The 1725-nt window shown below is 71.3% G+C and carries 2 protein-coding genes; both read right to left on the reverse strand.

Features of this window, described 5'->3' with window-relative positions; genetic code table 11:
* Nucleotides 1–7 precede the first annotated feature (7 nt).
* Nucleotides 8–1006 (reverse strand): carbohydrate kinase family protein, encoded by a 999-nt coding sequence (locus SK854_RS48100; protein ID WP_319981890.1) that lies wholly within the window; start codon nucleotides 1004–1006, stop codon nucleotides 8–10.
* Between the two features lie 2 nt (nucleotides 1007–1008).
* Nucleotides 1009–1725 (reverse strand): methionine adenosyltransferase (gene metK / locus SK854_RS48105; RefSeq protein WP_319981891.1); only part of this gene is annotated, 717 nt, incomplete at its 5' end.

Genomic DNA, 1725 nt, shown 5'->3' on the forward strand with positions numbered 1-1725 from the left:
AGGCGCTTCAGAGAGCGAACTGTCCGGTGTGGACAGTTCGGAACAGACTGGCCTCCGCCGCGGCCACCGGGCCGTAGGCGTCGGCGAACCGGTCGGCGAACCGCGCGGGATCCACCGAGTACTCCTGCGAGCCCTGCGACTCCAGGACGAAGGTCGCGAGCGTGCAGCCGAGCTGCATCGAACGCTCGGCCGGCAGTCCCCGGTCGAGGCCCGCGAGGAATCCGGCGCGGAACCCGTCGCCGACACCGGTCGGGTCCACGACCTGCCGGGCCGCGACGGCGGGAACGTGCACGGACGGCAGGCCGGCCATCTCCAGCCTGACGCCCTTCTCGCCCGCGGTCGTGATCCACGCCCCGACCCGGTCGAGCACCTCCGCCTCGGACCAGCCGGTCTTGGACAGCAACAGGTCGTGCTCGTAGTCGTTGGTGAACAACCACGTCGCGCCGGTCAGCAACGACCGGATCTGGTCGCCGTCCATCCTGGTGAGCTGCTGCGAGGGATCGGCCGCGAACGGGTGGCCGGCACGCACGCACTCCGCGGTGTGCCGGAGCATCGCCTCGGGGTCGTTGGGCGAGACCAGCACGAGGTCCAGTCCCCCGAGCCGGTCCGCGACGGGCGCGAGGCCGATGTGGCGGGCCTCCGCCATCGCGCCGGTGTAGAAGGACGCGATCTGGTTCTGGGCGTCGTCGGTGGTGCACAGGAACCTTGCGGTGTGGCGGGTTCGCGAGACCAGCACCGACGCGGTGTCGACGCCGTGGTCCTCCAGCCACGCCCGGTACTCGGCGAAGTCCTGGCCGACCGCGCCGACGAGGGCCGGCCGGGAGCCGAGCAGGCCGAGGCCGAAGCAGATGTTGGCCGCGACGCCTCCCCGCCGCACGTCCAGCGTGTCCACCAGGAACGACAGCGACACGGAGTCGAGCCGGTCGGCGAGGAGCTGGTCGGTGAAGCGGCCGGGGAACACCATGAGGTGGTCGGTGGCGATCGAACCGGTGACGGCCAGCCGCATCGTCAGCCTCCGTTCACGAGGTCGCGCAGCGCCTCGGCGCGGTCCGTCGACTCCCAGGGCAGGTCGACGTCGGTGCGGCCGAAGTGGCCGTACGCGGCGGTCGGGGCGTAGATCGGGCGGAGCAGGCCGAGGTCGCGGATGATCGCGGCCGGACGCAGGTCGAACACCTCCGCGATGGCCTGCTGGATCTTGGTCGGGTCGACGGTCTCGGTGCCGAAGGTCTCGACGAACAGGCCCACGGGGGCCGCCTTGCCGATCGCGTACGCGACCTGGACCTCGACGCGCGACGCCAGTCCGGCGGCAACGGTGTTCTTCGCGACCCAGCGCATCGCGTAGGCGGCGGAGCGGTCCACTTTGGACGGGTCCTTGCCGGAGAACGCGCCGCCGCCGTGGCGGGCCATGCCGCCGTAGGTGTCGACGATGATCTTGCGGCCGGTCAGGCCCGCGTCACCCATCGGGCCACCGATGACGAAGCGACCGGTCGGGTTCGTCAGCAACCGCACGTTCGCGGTGTCGATGTTCAGCTCGGCGAGCTCGGGAGCCACGACGTGCTCGCGCAGGTCGACGCCGAGCAGGTTCTCCAGGTCGATGCCGTCGGCGTGCTGGGTGGAGATGACGACGGTGTCGAGGCGCACGGGCTGGTCGCCCGCGTACTCGATGGTGACCTGCGTCTTGCCGTCCGGGCGCAGGTACGGAACCGTGCCGTCCTTGCGCACCGC

Origin of the sequence: Lentzea sokolovensis (assembly GCF_033949975.1) — a bacterium.
Lineage (GTDB): Bacteria > Actinomycetota > Actinomycetes > Mycobacteriales > Pseudonocardiaceae > Lentzea > Lentzea sokolovensis.